Raw genomic sequence first — 16687 nt, 5'->3', positions numbered from 1 at the left:
ATCAAACCGGCGCCGGGCGCCTCTTTTCCGTGGGGACTTCTGTCTGAGGGGAGCACATGGTGGACTTGGCTGCTGACGACCTGCGTAGGGCGTTGGATTTCGTCGGTGCGCTGTACGAGGACATCGACGATGTCGCCATAGGGTCGGAAACCCTGGCGATCCTGGGCGATCTGGTCGGCTGTGACCTGGTGTCAGCGACTTCGATGGACCACACGGACCGCCGGGTGCTCGAGTCGACGATCGACCGAACGGAGCGAGAATCCTTGCTGGACAGGCAAGGGTTCGCCGAAGCGGTGAGCGAGCACCCGGGGTTCGGGGCCTATCGGTCGGGCGCGCTGCGGCTGGGCACGTCGGTGGCGCTGACCGATCTGGCCGCGCCGTCCGTACTCCGCCGGTTTCAGTTCTATGTGGACTTCTACCGGCCGGAGGGCACCGCCGACCAATTGGTCTGCGCGATCCGGTCAACCGGCAGGCTGGGCACGGTGATCACCTTCAACCGGGACCGATACGGCTTCTCCGACCGTGATCGCGCCGTGGTCGACCTCATCGCGCCCCACGTGTCCTCAGCACTCGCGGTCCGTGAGCGCATCGCGGCGCTACGTGCGCCCGACGTGGATCTCGCGGACTGCACACCACGCGAACGTGAGGTGATCGCCCTCGTCGCCTCGGGGGCGACCGATCGTGAAGTCGCCCGTGCCCTGTCGATCAGCCCGCGCACCGTGCACAAGCACCTGGAACGGATCTACCGGAAGTTCGACGTGACCAGCCGCACCAGCCTGATCGCCCGGCTGACGTCGTGATCAGCGGGATCGCCGGAACCAGGCGTCCGTACGGCGACTGGGCGATAGATTGCGGCTGTGGACTTCGAAGAGATCGTGATTCGCACGGACCGACTTGACTTTCCCGCGCTCGCCGTGGGCGATGGGCCAGTTGTGGTGTGCTGGCACGGCTTTCCCGACCACCCCGCCACCTTCGGGCCGCTCGCCGAGCACCTGGTCGCCGCAGGCCGCCGAGTGGTTGCGCCGTTCCTCCGCGGCCACCATCCCGTAACAGCGGACCAGATGACCTACGCCGACAGCATCACGCTTGCGGCCGACGCCGCTGCGGTCGCCGAGGCACTGTCGCCGGACGCCGGTGTCGACATGATCGGACATGACATCGGCGCGGGCGTGGTGGCCCGGCTGGCGGGCGCCTGGCCCGAACGACTCCGCCGCGGCGTAACGATGGCCGTGCCACCGCCCAAGGCTCTGCCGCCGATACTCCTCGATCCGGCACAACAGCAACGGTTCTTCTACCTGTGGCTGTTCCAGCTGCCGAATGTGGCGGAAACCGTGCTGGAAAGTGACCGGCGACTGATCGACTACCTCTGGGCAACATGGTCGCCCGGCCTGGATCCCGGCGAGCACCGGGTGCGGGTGCACGAACTCTACGGTGATCCAACGCTGTTGCGTAACGCATTGCGGATCTATCGCGGCAACTTCGACATGACATTGCACGATCCTGAGTTGGCCGCACTGGCCGCTCGGACCGAAGCACCAGCAACAGTGCCGCTGCTCGTACTTGCCGGCGCGGATGACGGCTGCATTCCCCCTGAGCATTTCGCCAACGCACAAACAGGTCTGGCTCCCGGCTCGTCGGTGCAGGTTGTGGCGAACGCAGGTCACTTCATGCACCTCGATCAGCCGGGCAAGGTCGCCAAAGCCGTCCTGGACTGGTTTTCCGCCGACTGACACCGCTGCACACCAGTGCTGGCCGTAGCTGGCGGTCCGTGCCGACGAGTTGAAGATCGAATCCGATGATGCCGAACCGCTGCCGGTGTGCGGTTGACACGGCCGAAATAATGCACAGTGTCCGCCGCAACCTTCGCATGAAAGGTTCGATGGCGGATGGAAACTCTGCGTAGATTTCTCGCTGTGCCGTTGACGGCGGTGCTGGCGCTGTCCCTTCTGGCGAATCCGGCGCACGCCGCGACGATCTGGAGCGGTGATCCGTCAGGCGGGTTGCGCGTGTTCGGCAATATGAACTGCGACTCGCCCGGCAGCGTGACGGCAGTCGACGACCCCGCCCACGGTCGGGTTTGGCGGTACAACAAACCCAGTGGCAGCAATCGGTGCGAGAACCACGGCATCGCTGTCGGGGGCAAGCGGTACGAGTTCCGGAACGGGTCGACCTACTACCTCGGCTGGCGGAGCAAACTGTCCAGCGCGGTGAACAACAACGCCACCTTCCAGTGGAAGTCCTACGGCAACCACATCCAGAACTTTCCCGTCGTGCTCAAGGTGATCAGCGGCCGGATCTCCATCCTGCAGCGGCAACCCGGGGGAGTCGAACGCATCACCTGGTCCCGGCCGATCACCGCGAACACTTGGCACACCTATGTGCTGGGCCTGCACTTGTCCAGTGCGACCACCGGCGGGTGGGTCGAGTTCTGGTTCGACGGCCAGAAACAGACCTTCACCAACAACTCGCAGCGCTGGGCTTGCCGTACGTGGGACAGCATCAACGAACCCAAGTGGGGCATCTACGGTGCCAGCGGCACGTCTGTCGCCAACTACGTCGACGCTCTCAAGGTCGGGACGGCCTACTCCGACGTCGCACCCTGAGACGAACACCAGGTCGACCATCCACTGACCCGAGGTCTGCTGTGGCCTGGTGGGCGCTTCGGGCGTGCCCGCGTTGCGTGGTTCACATCATCCGTCAAGCCGACCGGCTACTGCAGTCCTACGGCGACCATAAGTGACAGGAGCCTTGACCAAAAGCCATGCGATGAACGAAAGTTCCGCGACGGCCGCGAAGGTCAGGGCGAACGGTGAGATGCCGGCGCCAAAGTCCGGTGCGAGGAAGCGGGAGAACACGTCCACGAGGTGCCCGCAGCATCCGATCACCAGCAGGACGCCCAACGCCTTGGGGAAGTAGCCCGACTTCATGACCAGGTAGCCCAACGGCAGCAGCCACAGGCCGAAATACGTCTGGGCAATGAGGAATCCGTTGCTCTGCATGTCGGCGAACAGCATGGTCAGCTGGGCGGCGACTGGTTGGCCGAACGCAGTGGTGTAGTCCTGGCTGGTGGCGATGGTCAGCGCCGTGTTCTGGTTGAGCAGGTTCAGAGTCTGGATCGCGACGCTGACGGCGACGAAGACGACCATCGCCGCGGCGGCCATCTGGTTGACGTGTTTGAGCAGCAAGTACAGCGTCATGCTCGTCAGCAGAAAGGCCGTGGCGCCAACCAGTTCGCTGACGAAGCCGATGCGGTACAGCGTCGCCGACGCTTCGATGTTGCCTGCTGTGGCCGCTGCGTTGCCTGACTCCACGATCCGCGAGTTCACCAGCCCGGCGAAGATGGTGGACGAGGCGACGATCAAGTACAGCAACCCCGCGGTCCTCGCGAGCCCGCGTGGGGTGCTCATGCTGGCTCGCCGGCGTGAGCGAGGGTCGATGGGGCCAGCCGGCCGACAATGGCCTCGACCATGAACTGCGCGTAGTCCACGTACACGTCCTTTCCGCCGCGGATGATGTGCCAGCCACACGGGAACAACCGTGCGTCTGGCCTTACGCCGTAAGGTACAGCCTTATGGTGTAAGGTTGTCAAGCAGTCAGACGGGAGGACCTTGTGGCCGCCGAGCCGACCGACACGCCTCGACGCAACCCGCTCAGCAAGGAAACGGTTCTTCGCGCGGCCATCGAGCTGGCGGACGAAGCGGGCGGAGGCGTGCCGAGCATGCGCAAACTCGCCGAGCGGCTCGGTGTCGAGGCGATGTCGCTGTACCACCACTTCCGCAACAAGGACCTGATCCTCGACGGCATGATCGACACCGTCTTCGGCGAGATCGAGCTCCCGCAGGACGACGTCGGCTGGCAGACCGCGATGCGCAGGCGGGCAGTGTCTATGCGTGGCGCGCTGATCCGCCACCCGTGGGCGATCAGCCTGATGGACTCACGGACCAATCCTGGCCATGCGACTCTGCGACACCACAACGCGGTCGTCGGGTGCCTGCGGGCTGGAGGCTTCTCGATCGCTGGTGCGGCACACGCGCTCTCGGTGCTGGACAGCTACATCTACGGGTTCGTGCTCCAGGAGCTCAGCGTGCCGTTCAAAACCCCGGTCGACCTGGAGAACGTGGCGAGCTCGATCCTGGATGAGATGCCCCGCGACGAGTTCCCGCACCTCGCCGAGATGATCGTCGACCGTGCGCTGAAGCCTGGTTACGCGTACGCCGAGGAGTTCGACATCGGCCTTGACCTGATTCTGGACGGACTGCAGCGCCAGCGCGAAAACTGGGCCTAGGCGATCAGACGGCGAAATAGGGCACCGGCCAGCGGAGCAGCCGCACGGCCAGCACGACGTGTTCGCCGTCGCCCAGCCGTATCGCAAGATCCGCGGCCACCAGTTCGTCAAGCAACCGGTTGTCCACAGCGATCCTCGCTACCAAGTCGCGGAACGGCTGCACCCAGTCGGCACCCAAAAGGCCGCGGAAACGATCCTTGCCAGGGCGATTGTCGCGCAGCACCACGAAATCCGGGCCGTACCGGTAGGTGCACAGGGCCAGACCGGACTGTTCCCGCCATTGCCGTGCGATGTCACTGGCTGCATCGTCCGCTGTGGCCGGTGGCGGCAGGTGCACAACGGTGTGCAAGGGCCACGGCAACTCGCCGACAAGGTGCCACTCGACCCGTACGTACCGCTCCGCGGCCGAGACAAGGAACCGGAGTGCGGCCGCGTCCTGCGCAGGGTTCGCTCCGAACATCAGTGGGACACGCAACCGAAAGCGTTGGCAGTTCCGGTCTGCGGTGTCGATGTCGGCGTCATTCGACGGGATGGTGTCCAGAACCGTGACGTCCGGCCAGTGATTCATCGGGGACCCGCCCAGGTCGTGGCGAGCGCGACGTAGTACCCGCCCTCGGTGAACAACAGGCCGCGCTCGCACAACTCGGACAGCCAGCGTGCCAGGTCGTAGACCTCCCAGCTCAGTCCCGCGTCGGCGAGCCGGCGGGCAATGCCCGCCAAAGACCGGCCGTACTCCAGTTCTGTCCACGCTCGCTGTTGCCGGGGATTCTCAAGTACGTGGTCTTCCTCCGGCCACCCGATGCGGCGGTCGCGCAGCACGGTTACGCCGTCGATGTGTTTGCGCACAAGGGTGCTCGCGGCATGCTGGGCTGTCCACGTCCGCACTGCGGTCCATAAAGGACTGGCCTGCTGCTCGGTGAGACCACGGGGAGTTGTGTCAAACAGGTAGACCAAGTCCTGCAACGTTTCCGCCGGCAACGCGTACACGTACCGGTACGCCTCCGCAGGCGACCGATCCGGGAACCCGAGGGACGGATCCTCGAAGTACGGACTGAAGCGTTCCAGCTGGATCCGTGTCACCCCGTCCGGCGGTTGCAAGTGGACCAACGCAGGCAGTTGGTCGACCACCGCTTTGTAGTCCTCTTCCCGCTCACCAGGAAAGCCGTAGAGCCAATTCCACGCCACAGTCAGCCCGGCCGATTCGCAGTCGCGCAACGTGCGGACGTTGCGGACAGCCCGGACACCTTTGTTCATCCGCCCCAACACGTCGTCGACGAGCGACTCGATGCCGGGTTGGACGCTGTACACACCGGCGTCCCGCAGCACCTCGATCTGCGCCCCGGTCAGATTCGCCTTCACCTCGTAGTGCAAGCGCAGGTCCCACCCCCGCCTGGCAAGTTCCGGCAACGCAGTGCGCAGATAGCCCGGTGCGAGGATGTTGTCCACGACCATCACGTCGAGTACCCGGTGTTGTCGGATGAGGCCGTCCACCTCGTCGACGAAGGTCTCGGCAGGCTTGGCCCGGAAGGCCATCGACGTGCCGTTGAGCCCGCAGAACGTGCAATGGTGGTGTTCGCCCCACCAGCATCCGCGCGCGGATTCCACCACCAGTTCCGGTTCGGCGTACCGGCTCACCGGTGAGGCGTCGAACGCACCGAACCAACCCTCGAAGTGCGGTGCGCTCATGCGTGCTGGTGGCACCAGCCGAGCGGGATTGACGGTGTCGCGCCAGCACAGCCCTGGCACGTCGGCGAGTTCGCCGTCGCCGTCCAAAGCCCGCAGCAGCCGGGGAAAGGTCTCGTCGGCCTCGCCACGCAGCACCATGTCGACGAACTCGAACTCACGGTGCAGCGCCACTCCCATTGGCCCGTCGCAGTTGCCGCCACCGAAGAGCACGGTCAGTTCCGGTCTGCGGTGCTTGAGTTGCTTCGCCACGGCGAGGCTGGGCACGTTCTGCATGAACGTGGTGCTGAACCCGACCAGCTCCGGGTCAGTGGCCAGTACCTCGTCAACGACAAGTTCGACAAAGGACGCGGCGAGGTCGCGCATCGCGCGCAGTGTGCGCATGGCGATCCCGTGCCGTGCGGCGTAATCCGCCATGCCATCGAGACCGAACTCATCGCCGTTCACCACACCCGCGAACACCCAATCGCCCAGCGCGTGCGGGAACCCGGTCTCGGCGACCGCCGCGTAGTCGGACGGAGTCACCACGCCGTTGGTCTGGTCCAGCAGGAACTCCGCGAACCGCAGTCCGCCGTGGTACTCGGCGGGCGGCATGAGCCCTTCGCGTCGGCACGCGGAACTCAGCACGCCCAATGCCAGACTGGGTCGCGACAACGCGTGCCACGGCATGCAGACAAGAGTCGTCCTGGGCATGGCCTGATCAGTCAGGCGCATCGACCGGGGCGCGGTCCAATGTGCACTCGTCCAGTCCGGCTGATGGTGTGGCGCTGATGCGTACACCGTTGCTCACCGGCGTGCGGTCAGCCGGCAGCATCGGCTTGATCGTCAGGATCTGTTCTTCCATGACGCGCATGCTGCCCCGGGGTGCTCACTTCCGGGTCACTTCCCGGTCACTCGAGTTCGACGAGGACGTCGCGCATGTAGGCGAGCGCCGCGCGGTCGTCGACGGCCGGTGTCGTATCGGCGCTGTGCTCAGCGATCCTGGTCGCGGCCTCCGCGACGAGAGTTCTGGCGGCCAACGCGCCGAACTCGTTGACAGCCTTGAGGTACCTGAGCATGTGGGCGGCCTCGGTGATCCGGTCGATCTTGGCCATCATGGTGACGAACTCGATGCAGACGATGCTGGCCGCGACCACGTTGTCGGTGTCGATCAGTTCGTCGATGTGGGAGCGCAGGAGTTGGAACGCTCGCTGTCGCTCGCCGCGCCGGAAAGCCGACCGGGCTTCGGTGCTCTTGTTGGCCGAGAGCGTGCCCGCGGGCAGGCTGACACGGGACGCTTCGTCGAAATACCGGTCGGCGTCCTCGGCTCTGCCCTGGAACGACGCGCGATAGCCGAGGGTCTGCAGCGCCCAGTGCAGGAGCGTTGGCGGGCCGTGGACTCGATACCGATCCGCCAGGACCGTGACCGATTTGTCGACCTGCTCGAAGCGCCCGGTGCCCAGCAAAATCCCCGCGGACGTCATTTCGAGGAAGGCAGCCAGATCATCGCTGTGCAGACCAGCGACGGCATCCGGCAGACACTGCCACAAAGCCTCGCCGTCGCCGCAGGCGTACGCGTCGGCGTAGCGGCTCAGCGGCCGGTCCGTGCCGTAATGCTCGGCGACCTCGCGATAGCCCGCCGGATTGGCGTTCTGGGTGTAGCGTTCGGCGACCCAGACGAGCCAGAAGGCGCGCACGTCCGCATCTGACGTCATGGCCAGGATGTGTTCGGCCCACACGCCGATTTCCTGCCGCCCCCGCAAGGGCAGTTCAGTGACGATCGGCCGGACCAGTGCGTCGGCCAGACCGACGTCTCGCGTCCATGTGACCGCCGCGCGCAGGTTCGGCCAGAGCTCGGCGAGCCGGGCGACGCCTTCGATCTCGTCCGGTCCGGTGAGCAGACGGTGGATGTGGGTGACTTCGCTGACGCACCAACGGGCATGACGTTCGGCGATGACGTCCCGGTCCCGCAAGTGTTCGGCGGCGAACTGACGCATCGGCTCCAGCAAACGGAAACGCCGTCCAAATGGTCCATTGTCGACGGTGATCACCGACCGCTCGACCAGAGCGCTGATCAGGCCGTCCGCGCCGTCAGCCACTGCTTCCGCCGCGCTGAGGTCGAACGGGGCGCTGAACACCGAAAGCTGTTGGAACAGCGTCTGTTCGGCGGGGGTGAGCAGGTCGTATGACCACTGGATGGCTGCCCGCAACGTGCGATGCCGCGCGGCGCCGGTCCTGCGGCTGCCGGTCGCCCGCAGGCGGTCGTTGAGCCTGGCGACGAGGTCGGCGGGCTGATGGCTGATCGTCCGTGCCGCGGCCAGCTCGATGGCCAGCGGAATCCCGTCAAGCTGACGGCAGATCTCCGTGACGTGATCCCGATGCGCAGCAGCGTCATAAGTTCGATCCGCGGCGGTCGCGCGGGCGTTGAACAGCTCGGCACCGGCGTGGAGGTCCAGCGGCCCGACGGCCAGTACCTGTTCCGCTGCAAGGGAAAGACGTTCCCGTGACGTGGCGAGGACGTGAACCTGCGGGCAGCCGGACACGACGGCTCGGATGAGTTCGGCCGCGCCGTCGATGACGTGTTCGCAGTTGTCGACGACCAGCAGTGCCGAACGTGACCGGAACGCCGCGACGATCGACTGGGTCAAGGTGCGGCCCTGACGCTGCGCGACACCCAGTGCGTCGGCGACCGCGCGGGGCACGTCGGCGGGCGAGGTGATCTCCGCCAACTCGATCAGCTGTCCGTGATCGGCGGCTGCTGCCAGCGCGAGCTGGGTCTTGCCGATTCCGCCCGGTCCCACCAAAGTCACGACAGCTGATCGCGCCAGGGCGTCGGCGATGGCCTGTAGGTCCTCGTCGCGGCCGAAGAGCGGTCCCACGCGACGGGGTACGTACCCCTCATGTGCGGCACGTTCGCGCAGGCGCGTGTCCTGGTCGAGGATCCGCGACTCGAGCTCACGCAACGCGGGCCCAGGTTCGACGCCGAGTTCCGTGACGAGATGGTGCCGTGCCTGCCGGAACGCCGCGAGAGCGTCCGCCTGACGGTCCACACGGTACAGCGCGGTCATCAGCAGGGCCCACACGTTTTCGCGCAGTGGATAGCGTTCCGCGAGCTCCGCAAGCGAACCGATGACGCCTCGCGGGTCGTTTCCGACTCGCCGCTCAAGGTCCGCTTCGACCGCGTTCAGCCACTGCTCGGTCAGCCCAGCCACCGCCGCAGCGAGGCCTGGTGCGTCCAGACCGGCCAGGGGAGTGCCGCCCCACTCGGCGAGGGCCGCGCTGAAATCACCATCGCGGAAGTGGCGCTGGAAACGAGCCACATCGACCGCATCAGCCGCTACGTCAAGGCGGTACGCGGCACCGACGCGCACGATCGCCTCGGAACCAAGACCCTTACGCAACTGGGCGATGTGCCACTGCAGCGCCTTGTGCGCGGTTTGCGGGGGCTCGTCAGCCCAGACAAGCTCGACCAGGCGTGACACCGTTACGGACGTGCCCGGTGACAGGGCCAGCGCCGCGAGCACCGCCTGCGACTTCGCCGAGCCGATATCGACCGGCTCGCCGTCGTCGGAGGTGACGCGGACACCACCGAGCAGACCGATCCGCACCACAGCGCTGCTCCCAGACGTTGACCTTCCGCCAAGCCTGTCACAGCGCACACCCTCAGCAAACCCGGCCCACACCGGCAGCACACCGGTGTCGTCGACCGTGAGGCCCATGACAATCAGGAAAACGTCAGCACGAGTGGTCGGTGCCCTTTTCGTCATGGCGACGGCTGCGGGAGTGGTCAGCGCGGTGCTGCTCGGGCCAGGTGATCAAGCCAGCGCGCCGGCATCGGCAGCGGCCTTGATGGTGCTGATCATGGCCGTTGCGATCGCGATGATCCCGCCGGTGCTGTTCCCGATCCTCAAGGAGCACAATGAGGCGCTCGCGCTCGGCTACGTCGTGGCCAGAACTCTCGAGGTCGTGCTGGTGCTTCCGGCGACCGTCGGGCCGCTCATGAGCCTGTCCGGCGCACCCGATGACATCGTCCGGATCGTGACCGGGACGTATGACGTGTGGGGCCACCCGGGCAGCATGGTCTTCTTCTGCCTCGGTGCGGCGATTCTCAACGTGCTGTTGTTCCGGTCAGGGCTCGTTCCCCGGTGGATCTCCGGCTGGGCGCTGATCGGGGTGCTGCCGTATCTCGCCGACGCAGGTCTGGTGATGTTCGGTGCGCTCGCGCCGTTCTCGGCGATCCATTCCGTACTCGTCATCCCGTTGGCGCTGAACGAAATGGTGCTGGCAGGATGGCTGCTCACGCGCGGCTTCGCTGTCACGACGGCCGGGGCCGGATACAAGCGCCGATGAGCCCGATCGCGGCGCATGCGTAGAACGCCGCGGTGCCACCCGACACATCGGTGAGCACCCCGGCCAGTGGGGCACCGGCCACCTGGCCGACTGCGATCATCAGGAATGACACGCCCACCCCGAAAGATGGACGTTGCGGGTAGATCCGGGTGCTCCACAACAGAATCACGCCGCACAGGCTCACGTATGAGGCCCCGAACACCGCTGCGGCAATGAAAATAGGCACAGGGGTACCTGGCAGGAAGGCGAGAAGCAGTGTGGCACCTGCCATTGCCACCATCACCGTCGTCCATGAGCGGGCCATCCCTGCGCGTGCGACCAAATCGCCGCTGAGAGCGCCGACGAAACCGGCTGCGCCGAGCACTGCCCACATCGACGTGGACACGACGTCACTGACATGACCGACCGAGGTGACCAGATCACGGCCGAACGTCCACATCGCGACACTGCTGAACCCCATCAGGAAAGCCCCGGCGATCAGTAGGAAAGTGCCTGGCCGCCAACCGTTTCCGGCTGTGTCGGTGTGCCCTTCGGACTCCGTGAACGGGATCGCCTTGGACAGCCAGACCGTGACGGCGGCTGAGATCACGGTGAACACCGCCCACGCCCACCGCCACTCGTCGATCAGGGCAAGCGCGATCGGACCGGAGACCAGAACTCCCAGTCCTGTGCCCGCGTTGACGATGCTTTGCGCCCGATCCTGCGCTGGGGCGTGAATCCATCGGCTCACCGCCGCGGCCATCGGTGGGGATGCCAGGCCGGTGCTGGACCCGGCGATGAGCACACCTGCCGCGAGCACAGGCGCCGAAGGGGCAAAGGTGATCATGGCGATCCCGAACGTTGCCACGACACCCGCGCTGACCGCGATTCTGCGCGCACCCAACCGCTCGGTGAGCACAAGACTGGCCACAATCGCCACGCAGTAACCGATGTAGCTGCCCGAACCAATGATGCCCGAAACGGTGGAGGAGATCTGGAATTGCGTCTGGAACTCGGGCGCGAACAGGCCGTAGGCGAACCGCGCGAACCCATAGCAGGTACCGATCAGTGCCGTGCCCGCACATACCAGCGCCCACCGCACCCCAGTCCCGGTTTGCACACGATCAGTGTATTCGCGCCTCGGTCAGGCCGCGAAGCGAGAACGGCGACTAGTCGCCAGTGTCCACAAGGGAATTGGCATCGTTGCTGGTCAGTGGTCATGATGGGGGAGTGGGGCAGACTGTGTGGTCCACTGCGGACGTTCCGGACAAAGAGGCGTTCGGCTACTGGGCCGACGTCGTCTGTGACGCGTTCGTGCACGTGTCGGCACGGCCGTTAACTCCAGAGGCTTTCCATGGGCAGCTGACGCACACGACGGTTGACAGGGTCGCCATCTCGGCGCTGTCGTCGAGCGCGCAGCAGGTGCGGCGAACCCGGAGCCAGATCGCGCGTGGCCAGGAAGACAGCGTGCTGGCCAACATCCAGCTCACCGGCCACGGACAACTGGCGCAGGATGGCCGGGTGGCCGTGCTGGCGCCGGGGACTTTGACGTTTGTGGACAGCAGTCGTCCGTACTCTTTGGACTTCGTGGACCCGTTCTCCCAATTCGTCGTCCGGGTACCGCGGTCGCTGATGTCTCGGCGTTCGCTGACGAGTGCGACAGCGGTGGCGCTGGGGCCGTCCGAGCCAGTTCGGTTGGTGGCGGATTTCTTCGCAGGCTTGGAACGCCTCGACCTGGCCACAGCGGCACAATTGCTGCCGCACGGTGTCGGGCTGCTGGAATGTGCGTTGGGCTGGGCGGCTGGCGCGACGCCCACGAATGCCGCGCTGACTCGTGAGCGGGTGCACCGGTTCGTCAGCCGCCACGCCCGCGAACTAGGCCTCGACGCCGACGCGGTAGCAGCGGGATGCGGAATCTCGCGGCGGACGCTGTACCGGGCCATGGCCAATGAGTCGCTCACCGCGCTGATCCGCGACCAGCGCGTCGCCTTCGCCCGTCAGATGCTGCGGTCAAACCCTTCGAGCCCATTGGACGTGGTGGCCCGCACATGCGGGTTCGCTGGCGTGGCGCAATTCCACCGCGCCTTCCGAGCGGTCACCGGCACGACCCCGGCCACCTATCGAAGTGGCACAGATCGTCACTGACACTGGCACAGAAAATCACTGCGATGCCATCCCAGCAATTCACGATGACATCGTGACGAACGACGAAACCTTCAGCGGCCGCCTGCTGATCGGCGCAACCGGATCGGCCGCCGTAGCAATGCTGCCCGTATACCTTTCCGCACTGCGTAGCCAGTTCACCGGAACAGTCACAGTGCTGATGACCCACACAGCAACCCGTTTCCTGCCCGCGCACACTGCGGCCCTCTTCGCTGACCAAGTCGTCACCGGCGAACCAGAATCAACCTGGGCCCGACACAACCAAGTGACGCTGGCCGCCGAACACGACATGCTCGCCGTGCTCCCAGCAACCGCCAACATGTTGGCCGCGACAGCGACGGGTGCGGCGGGAAACCTGCTGTCGGCGACGGTGCTTGCCGCGTCGTTCCCAGTGGTGTTCTTCCCGGTGATGAGTGGCGAGATGTGGGAGAAACCGGCAGTCAAACGAAACGTCGAGGCCGTCCGCGCGGACGGATACCACGTCGTCGATCCGGCGTGGGGCCCGCGCTACGACGTCGCCCTCGGCACCTTCGTCAACAGCCCAATGCCACCCCCACCGCCTCGGTTCATCGATGTGGTCCGAGAGTTCATGCCTCAGGCGTGACCGTTTGAGGTCGCGGCGCGAGCTGCATCTACGATGGTTCCCTGCATTTCTCGGCGTAATCGTATTTTTCCCTTGACACCAAGGACGAGAAACCAATGTGACCGCCGAGATTCATGTGAGTGCCGACTGGCTTGGTCAACTGCACGCCAGGTATCGGCACGGCGACTGAACGGGTTCCACTCTGGCGCATTGGCGGGAATCACGCTGTCCGCGCCACAACGTCCGCAGATCTCCTCCTAGTCTGGCCCGATTCCATGAGAATCGGGGTGGGGACATGGGGTATGTCAGGTCTTATCGGCGGCGTGATGGCACGCGAGTCCGTGGCCACTATCGATCAAATCCGCGACGCGGGAGCGCGACCGCTGCCGCGATCTTGCTCGCCGTGATCATCGCGTTGGTGCTTCTCGTGACGCTTGGATGACGCTGCGATGGCATACACGAGCCGGAGAACCCGCTCTGCGTCGTTCCGGCATTGGGGCACGGTCATGTTCGGCCTCGGTGTCTTCACGGCAGCGCAGAACTCGTGGGCGGTCAGCGGTGTGATTTTCGGGTGTTGGATCGCGTATCTGCTGCTGATCCGACTCGCTCGGTGCCGGGTCGAGACCAACAGGGGCGCACCCTGTCGATGGCTTGTCCGTGGCTTGCTTGGTACGTGCGACTATCACGTCGGCTATAAGCGCGGCCTGCCGCAGCTTTATCACCCTGGCGGGTTCCACTTGCCGATGCTGATGTGGAAACGCTCAATTGACCAACCGGGCGGTTACGAGCGGCAACCGGCGGACAGGGCAACTATCGCGGATGCGACCGCATCGCGCGCGAGGGCAAAGGGGATTGAGGCATGGGCGCTCGTCATCACAGCGGCAAGCTTGTTGGTGGCAATCGCCAGCTTCGTGCGTGACTTGGTCGCGGGGTAGTCGACGACGAGCCGCCCAACCGTATTGGCTGGGCGGCTTTGCTTCAGTCGTCGTCCGTCTTGGAGGACTTGTCGCCGGGCCACTCGCCGGTCACCTTGCGGTAGCCGACGGCGCCGCCGCGGTCGACCGCGGTTTTGACGAGGCCGAATACCGCGCCCTGCACGGCGGCCGCCGCCAACACTTCGGTCCAGCCGCGGTCTTCGTCAGTTGCGCTGGGGGCTTCGTCGTCGCCGGTGACCATTTTCCACACGCGGGCGAACACCGCGCTGGCGGCGATTCCGCCCAACACTCCGAAAATCAGGCCCAGCGGCCGGTACAGCAGTCGCAACATCAGCTCTTTCGCCTCCTGCGTGTCAGCCGCCGCAGGACCACGAGCGATGCCACCGCACCCGCGACGAAGGCGCCTGGGCGTTTCTTCACCGCGACGATCAGGCCCCTGGCGCGTTGTGCCGCGGGCTCGGGCAGATTGTCGATCTTCCGCTGGGCCTGCTCGGCCACGTCCGCGGCTTTGGCTTTCGCCGTGTCGAGCACCTCGGCTGCTTTCTCTTTCGTCCGGGCGGGTACGTTCGTCTTGTACGCCAATGCTTCCGCCGTGTCGCCGAGTTCGCGGCGGGTGCGTTCGATGTCCTGGCGGATGTCGTTGGCATCCGGTTGCCGCGTGTCACTCATCGGTGCAGGCCCTTCTTCACGGTGGCGATGTCGGCCTTGACGCCCTCGGCCGCTTCCTGGGGGATTGGCGGTGTCGCGGCGTCGATCTGCTTCTTGCCCACCAGCGAGGCCACGCCGGCGATCAGCAGCAGCGCCACTCCCACCAGCAATGCGGCCAGCCACGGGGCGAGTACCAACGACAACGCCAGGATGGCGCTGGTGATCAGCACGCCGAGCCCGAGGAACGCGAACAGCCCGGCCCCGCCGAACAGTCCGGCGCCGATCCCGGCCCGTTTGCCCTTCTCGCCGATCTCCTTGGCCGCCAGCCGCATCTCGTCGCGAACCAGGTGGGAGATCTGCTCGGACGCCTGCCCCACCAACTCCGAGATCGATCGATCATCGGTCCTACTGGACATGGTCAGCCGCTCCTTCCCGTCTTGAGCAGTGACTACCCACTGGACGGGAGCTCAACCGGCGGTCATCCCCGTGCCGGGTGAGCCCGCCGGTAGTGCCTGCGGGCCCGTTCCCGGTTGCCGCAGTCCTGGGAACTGCACCACTGCCGGGAGTGGTTCCGGGTGCGGTCAAGGAAAAGCCAGCCGCAGCCGCTCCCCGCGCACTGCCGTACCAAGGCGGCGTCGTGGGAACGGAGGAAGTCGTCCGCGACGAGCGTCAGGGCGGGGACCACATCGTCGATCCGGTTGATCGGGACGGTCCACCGCAACGGCAACGCAGGCTCGGCGATGGCCAAGCCACGCGCCGCGGCCACTGACTCGCCGAAGCGGGCGACATCGGCCGGAACCGGTGCTGTGAGCAGCCGGTACACGGTCTCCCGCAGCTCGCGCACCGGATCGACCACGGCGGTCTCACCAGTCACCGGATCCGCCACCACGCCGGTACGGGCCAGCCACAGCGACAGGAAGCCAGGGACGGCCAGCCGGTCGAAGGTCCTGGCCGCGTCAAGGCGCCAGGACACCGTGTTGACCAGGTCGAGGGTCGGGTTACCGCCGATCAAGTGGTAACCGCGCCAGCTGTCCGTCACACCCGATATTCTAACACCCTAAACTCCCAATAGGGTGTTAGTGTGAGGTCATGACATCGACCGAAAGCGGATACGCAGCCGGCGTGCGCGTCGGCCTGGGGATAGGCGTGCCGACGTTCGTCATGGGTGTCACCTTCGGGGCCATGGCGCACTCGCTGGGCTGGGGAACCCTGGCGCCGGTCATTTGCTCGTTAGCGGTGTTCTCCGGCTCCGCGCAGTTCGCACTGGCGACTTCGTTGGCAGGTGGCGGCAGCGTCGCGGTGGCCGTCGGTGCCGCTGCGATGATCAACGCGCGCTTCTTGCCGATGGGTGTGGCCGTCGCCTCGGACCTGAAGGGTGGGCGCTTACGCCGTGCGCTGGAGGGACAGGCGATCGTGGACGCCTCGTGGGCTGCGGCGCACAAGGGCAACGGCAGGTACGACCGCGAGAAGATGATCGCGGCAACGCTTCTCCAAGCGCCCGCGTGGATCCTGGGGACACTCCTCGGCGCGCTCACCGCGCCATCCAGCGAGATCATCCACCGGTTCGGGCTCGACGTGGTGTTCCCGGCGTTCTTCCTGTTGCTGCTCATCGACGAACTGCGCGGGTCCGTGCAAGCCCGATGGGTTGCCGCGACCGCCGCCGCGTTGGCGGCCGGACTCAGCCTGGTCGTCCCGGCCGGTCTTGCGATCATCGGATCCGGTGCGGCAGCGCTGATCGGACTGCGGACCAGGACGGCGGTGGCCGCCCGATGAGTTCACTGTGGATAGCGATCGTGCTCGTGGCGTTGGTCAGCTTCACGCTCAAGGCGGCAGGCCCGGCGTTGCTCGGCAACCGTCCCCTGCCCGCGCGGGCGGCAGCCGTGATCGCGTTGTTCGCGCCTGCCCTGCTGGCCGGGCTGATCGTGACCGATTTCGCCGGCCCAGGCTGGAGCGAAGCCGACTGGACGATCGCGGCCGGCCTGTCGAGTGCTGTCGTCGCTTACCTGTGCCGCGCACCGGCTCTGGTCAGCGTTGCCGTCGCCGTTGCGGTGACCGCACTGCTCAGAGTTGTTGTGTGAAGCC

At 65.9% G+C, this 16687-nt stretch carries 20 protein-coding genes; 10 read left to right on the top strand and 10 right to left on the bottom strand.

The features are described from left to right. Positions 1-56 precede the first annotated feature (56 nt). The 3 genes from B9C43_RS43040 to B9C43_RS43030 all read left to right on the top strand — a co-directional run bounded on the left by B9C43_RS43040 (position 57) and on the right by B9C43_RS43030 (position 2603). Positions 57-800 (top strand): helix-turn-helix transcriptional regulator, encoded by a 744-nt coding sequence (locus B9C43_RS43040; RefSeq protein ID WP_084433176.1) that lies wholly within the window; start codon positions 57-59, stop codon positions 798-800. 57 nt (positions 801-857) lie between these two features. Next, entirely contained in the window at positions 858-1730 is an 873-nt protein-coding gene (locus B9C43_RS43035) for an alpha/beta fold hydrolase (RefSeq protein WP_160097112.1), read from the top strand. A gap of 156 nt (positions 1731-1886) precedes the next feature. Continuing rightward, the gene (locus B9C43_RS43030; protein ID WP_084433174.1) at positions 1887-2603 is read left to right on the top strand and encodes a heparin lyase I family protein; all 717 of its coding nucleotides are present in this window, start codon (positions 1887-1889) and stop codon (positions 2601-2603) included. 87 nt (positions 2604-2690) lie between these two features. On the opposite strand, the gene B9C43_RS43025 is transcribed toward B9C43_RS43030, so the two are convergent. Next, a complete protein-coding gene (locus B9C43_RS43025; RefSeq protein WP_084433173.1) occupies positions 2691-3407 on the bottom strand; it encodes a DUF4386 domain-containing protein in 717 nt (238 codons plus the stop codon). 203 nt (positions 3408-3610) lie between these two features. On the opposite strand from B9C43_RS43025, the gene B9C43_RS43020 reads away from it, so the two are divergent. Continuing rightward, a complete protein-coding gene (locus tag B9C43_RS43020; RefSeq protein WP_084433172.1) occupies positions 3611-4285 on the top strand; it encodes a TetR/AcrR family transcriptional regulator in 675 nt (224 codons plus the stop codon). A 4-nt stretch (positions 4286-4289) separates the two neighbouring features. Here the strand turns inward: B9C43_RS43020 and B9C43_RS43015 are convergent, their stop codons facing one another. Genes B9C43_RS43015 through B9C43_RS43005 form a run of 4 tightly spaced genes read right to left on the bottom strand, consistent with a single transcriptional unit; the run spans position 4290 to position 9666 of the window. Beyond that, positions 4290-4853 carry a DUF5825 family protein gene (locus B9C43_RS43015; protein ID WP_084433171.1) on the bottom strand — a complete coding sequence of 188 codons (564 nt, stop codon included), beginning with the start codon at positions 4851-4853 and terminating at the stop codon, positions 4290-4292. Continuing rightward, entirely contained in the window at positions 4850-6661 is a 1812-nt protein-coding gene (locus B9C43_RS43010; RefSeq protein WP_084433466.1) for a RiPP maturation radical SAM C-methyltransferase, read from the bottom strand. Before B9C43_RS43010 ends, B9C43_RS43015 begins: the two co-directional genes overlap by 4 nt. Before the next feature lie 7 nt (positions 6662-6668). Continuing rightward, a complete protein-coding gene (locus B9C43_RS57100; RefSeq protein ID WP_160097110.1) occupies positions 6669-6812 on the bottom strand; it encodes a hypothetical protein in 144 nt (47 codons plus the stop codon). 46 nt (positions 6813-6858) lie between these two features. After that, positions 6859-9666 (bottom strand): AfsR/SARP family transcriptional regulator, encoded by a 2808-nt coding sequence (locus B9C43_RS43005; RefSeq protein WP_084433170.1) that lies wholly within the window; start codon positions 9664-9666, stop codon positions 6859-6861. Here B9C43_RS43005 and B9C43_RS43000 point away from each other — a divergent pair. Further along, complete coding sequence (locus B9C43_RS43000) at positions 9665-10297, top strand: DUF4386 domain-containing protein (RefSeq protein WP_084433169.1); 633 nt, start codon at positions 9665-9667, stop codon at positions 10295-10297. The two genes, B9C43_RS43005 and B9C43_RS43000, sit on opposite strands and share 2 nt — an antisense overlap. Here B9C43_RS43000 and B9C43_RS42995 read toward each other — a convergent pair. Continuing rightward, positions 10263-11396 carry an MFS transporter gene (locus B9C43_RS42995; protein WP_084433168.1) on the bottom strand — a complete coding sequence of 378 codons (1134 nt, stop codon included), beginning with the start codon at positions 11394-11396 and terminating at the stop codon, positions 10263-10265. The genes B9C43_RS43000 and B9C43_RS42995 overlap by 35 nt on opposite strands. Before the next feature lie 110 nt (positions 11397-11506). Here B9C43_RS42995 and B9C43_RS42990 point away from each other — a divergent pair, with 110 nt between their 5' ends. From B9C43_RS42990 to B9C43_RS42980, 3 genes are all read left to right on the top strand, one after another. Next, entirely contained in the window at positions 11507-12421 is a 915-nt protein-coding gene (locus B9C43_RS42990) for an AraC-like ligand-binding domain-containing protein (protein ID WP_084433167.1), read from the top strand. Positions 12422-12473: 52 nt separating this feature from the next. Next, entirely contained in the window at positions 12474-13043 is a 570-nt protein-coding gene (locus tag B9C43_RS42985) for a flavoprotein (RefSeq protein WP_200825956.1), read from the top strand. A gap of 428 nt (positions 13044-13471) precedes the next feature. Further along, a complete protein-coding gene (locus B9C43_RS42980; RefSeq protein ID WP_084433166.1) occupies positions 13472-13957 on the top strand; it encodes a hypothetical protein in 486 nt (161 codons plus the stop codon). Between the two features lie 43 nt (positions 13958-14000). Here B9C43_RS42980 and B9C43_RS42975 read toward each other — a convergent pair whose 3' ends face one another. The 4 genes from B9C43_RS42975 to B9C43_RS42960 all read right to left on the bottom strand — a co-directional run bounded on the left by B9C43_RS42975 (position 14001) and on the right by B9C43_RS42960 (position 15644). Next, positions 14001-14288 (bottom strand): DUF4235 domain-containing protein, encoded by a 288-nt coding sequence (locus B9C43_RS42975; RefSeq protein WP_033382416.1) that lies wholly within the window; start codon positions 14286-14288, stop codon positions 14001-14003. After that, entirely contained in the window at positions 14288-14626 is a 339-nt protein-coding gene (locus tag B9C43_RS42970; RefSeq protein WP_051895244.1) for a DUF3618 domain-containing protein, read from the bottom strand. The genes B9C43_RS42975 and B9C43_RS42970 overlap by 1 nt, the downstream gene beginning before the upstream one ends. Next, positions 14623-15021: a phage holin family protein gene (locus B9C43_RS42965; protein WP_033382415.1), complete on the bottom strand. Its 399-nt coding sequence runs from the start codon at positions 15019-15021 to the stop codon at positions 14623-14625. Before B9C43_RS42965 ends, B9C43_RS42970 begins: the two co-directional genes overlap by 4 nt. A 62-nt stretch (positions 15022-15083) precedes the next feature. Continuing rightward, positions 15084-15644: a CGNR zinc finger domain-containing protein gene (locus B9C43_RS42960; protein ID WP_084433165.1), complete on the bottom strand. Its 561-nt coding sequence runs from the start codon at positions 15642-15644 to the stop codon at positions 15084-15086. A 50-nt stretch (positions 15645-15694) separates the two neighbouring features. On the opposite strand from B9C43_RS42960, the gene B9C43_RS42955 reads away from it, so the two are divergent. Both B9C43_RS42955 and B9C43_RS42950 read left to right on the top strand, forming a co-directional pair. Then, complete coding sequence (locus B9C43_RS42955) at positions 15695-16378, top strand: AzlC family ABC transporter permease (RefSeq protein ID WP_033382409.1); 684 nt, start codon at positions 15695-15697, stop codon at positions 16376-16378. Continuing rightward, positions 16375-16683 (top strand): AzlD domain-containing protein, encoded by a 309-nt coding sequence (locus tag B9C43_RS42950; RefSeq protein ID WP_033382408.1) that lies wholly within the window; start codon positions 16375-16377, stop codon positions 16681-16683. The genes B9C43_RS42955 and B9C43_RS42950 overlap by 4 nt, the downstream gene beginning before the upstream one ends. Positions 16684-16687 lie beyond the last annotated feature (4 nt).

Origin of the sequence: Kibdelosporangium aridum (assembly GCF_900176515.1) — a bacterium.
Classification (GTDB): Bacteria; Actinomycetota; Actinomycetes; order Mycobacteriales; family Pseudonocardiaceae; genus Kibdelosporangium; species Kibdelosporangium aridum.
Note: the sequence above shows the minus strand (reverse complement) of the source record. Positions and strands in the feature narration are given on the sequence as shown.